The 2,732-nt window shown below is 61.6% G+C and carries 2 protein-coding genes; both read left to right on the top strand.

Translation table 11 applies throughout. The annotated features are described in order from the left end of the window. The first annotated feature begins 1 nt into the window (after position 1). Positions 2 to 1,426 carry a phosphomannomutase gene (locus tag K9B32_RS28715; protein WP_224568757.1) on the top strand — a complete coding sequence of 475 codons (1,425 nt, stop codon included), beginning with the start codon at positions 2 to 4 and terminating at the stop codon, positions 1,424 to 1,426. Positions 1,427 to 1,461: 35 nt separating this feature from the next. Next, positions 1,462 to 2,732: mannose-1-phosphate guanylyltransferase/mannose-6-phosphate isomerase (locus K9B32_RS28720; RefSeq protein ID WP_224568759.1), on the top strand; the 1,271-nt coding region annotated here is incomplete at its 3' end.

Below are 2,732 nucleotides of genomic sequence, written 5' to 3' on the forward strand. Positions count from 1 at the left end.
GATGAAATTTGGAACGAGTGGGCTTCGCGGCCTGTCTGTCGACCTCAAGGGGCAAGCTTCGGCGCTCTATGCCACCGCCTTCGGTCGCTATCTGCTCGACAGTGGAATGGCGCGGCGCGGCGATGCTCTGCTGATCGGCAAGGACTTCAGGGATTCCAGCCCTGAAATCGCAGTAAACTGCACCGATGCCTTGGCCGGCCTCGGCTTCGACGTTGGCGACTGCGGTACCGTCCCAACGCCAGCGCTGGCCCTCTATGGCCTGCAGCAAAAGGCCGCTTGCCTGATGGTAACGGGCTCGCACATTCCAGCCGATCGCAACGGCATAAAGTTCTATCGGCCAGATGGTGAGATCGACAAGGCGGACGAGGCGGCAATCACGGGCGAGGCCACAAGACTCGATCGCGCCAGTTTTGCGTTTGAGCCCCGCGGCACCAAACCACAGGATCGGTCTGCCGAATGCCTCGCGGCGTTCCGCGATCGGAATGCCAATATTCTCCCCACGGGTGCCCTTAGCGGCCTCAAAGTCGGTGTCTACCAGCACAGCACGGTTGCCCGTGACCTGCTGGTGGAACTCTTGGAGCATTTCGGCGCAACAGTCGTGCCGTTTGGCCGCTCGCAAACATTCATACCGGTCGACACCGAAGCCGTTTCAAAAGAGACGATTGCCAAGCTCAAGGATGTCGCAAGGCAGCATAGCCTCGACGCGGTCGTTTCTGCGGATGGCGATGGCGATCGCCCGTTGGTGGCAGACGAGACTGGCACGCCGCTGCGAGGCGATCTCCTCGGACTGATCGCCGCAAACTTTCTCGGCGCCACATCGCTCGTGACGCCCGTGACGTCGAATTCCGGCATAGAAGCTGCTGGTCGCTTCCGCGTCATTCGCACCCGTGTCGGCTCTCCCTTTGTCATATCGGGGATGCAGGAAGCACGCGCGGCCGGTCAGTCCCATGTCGCCGGTTTCGAGGCAAACGGAGGCGTGCTGAGCGCGAGCGACTTCAAGGTCAACGGCCACGTGCTGCGCGCCCTGCCGACGCGCGATTGCTTCGTGCCGATCCTGGCGACGCTTTCTCTTGCAGCGTTTAAACGGCAGCCGCTTTCGATCCTCGCCGCGTCCTTCCACCTGCCGCTTGCCGCGGCCGACCGGCTTGAGAACTTTCCGGTTGAGACCAGTGGCCGGTTGATGGCCTATCTTCGCGCCGGCCCTGCCAATCTCGCTGCGTTTCTGCAGCCGATCGGCGAGGTTGGCAGCGTCAGCGACATTGACGGGCTTCGCGTCACACTGACGGACCGACGCATCATTCATTTCCGCCCCTCCGGCAATGCCCCCGAAATGCGCTGCTACGCCGAGGCGGAAAGTGAAGGCGCCGCCGCGGGGTTGCTGCGCGCCGGTCTGGAGCGAATCCGCTGGTGGGCACAGGCGAATTGATTGGCGAAGCAAGCAAATATTCAAGGACACTCCAAATGACACAGAAGATCGTTCCCGTGATTATGGCTGGCGGCAAGGGTACGCGCCTCTGGCCGCTGTCGCGCGCTGCCGCTCCAAAGCAGTTCATACAGTTCATCGGCAACAAGACACTTTTCCAGGAGACGTTGCTGCGCGTGTCCGATCCAGCGCTTTACGAGGCGCCCGTCGTTCTTACGAACGAAGAGTTTCGCTTTCTCGTCGCCGAGCAGGCGCGTGAACTGGACATCGGCCTCGCCGCCATCTTGCTCGAACCGGTTGCCCGCAACACCGCCGCCGCCGTCGCAGCGGCTGCGACGGTCGTGAGCAAGCGCTTTAACGAAAACACGATCATGCACGTGCTCGGCTCCGACTATGAGATCGTCGCCGACGACACCTATTTCGACTGTGTCCGCATCGCAGCAGCCACAGCCGCCCAAGGCAAGCTCGTGACCTTCGGCATCCAGCCGAGCGAACCCGCGACCGGCTACGGCTATATCGAAGGCGGAGAAACGCTGGCGACCGGCGCACGGGTTGTGGTGCGCTTCATCGAAAAGCCACCGCTCACCAAGGCCGAAGAGATGCTCGCCGCAGGCGGCTTCTATTGGAACTCCGGCATGTTCATGTTCTCGGTTTCGTGTCTGCTCGATGAGCTGCGCACCCACGCTCCGGAGACGATCAAGGCCGCCGGAGAGGCCGTTGCCAACGCAAAGACAGATCTTGATTTCACACGCCTCGACAAGGCAGCGTTCGCCACAAGCCCTGATATCTCGATCGACTACGCCATCATGGAAAAGACGAGCAACGCCGCCGTTGTCCCCTCGCCCTTCAAGTGGTCCGATCTCGGCAGCTGGGATTCTGTCTGGAAGAGTGGTAGCCGCGACGAGTATGGCAATGTCGCAGCCGGCAACACGACGGTCGTCAACACGAAGAACTCGCTCATCATGACCCATGGCGTGCATCTCGCCGTCCAGGGGATGGACGACATCGCGGTTATCGCCAGCGAGGACGCTGTTTATGTCGGACGACTGCAGGACAGCCAGGATGTCGGAAATCTCGTGAAGATGCTCGCTGCCGCCCCGTCGACATCGCAGCTTACCGAGACGCACCCGACCTCTTACCGGCCTTGGGGCGGCTATACCTCGGTGCTGAACGGCGACCGCTTCCAGGTCAAGCGCATCTTCGTCACTCCGGGCAAGAAACTGTCGCTGCAGAAGCACCATCACCGTTCCGAGCATTGGGTCGTCGTCAAGGGCACGGCCGAGGTGACGATCGGCGAGAACGTGCAGAT

This window comes from Rhizobium sp. 3T7 (assembly GCF_020166565.1).
GTDB lineage: Bacteria > Pseudomonadota > Alphaproteobacteria > Rhizobiales > Rhizobiaceae > Rhizobium.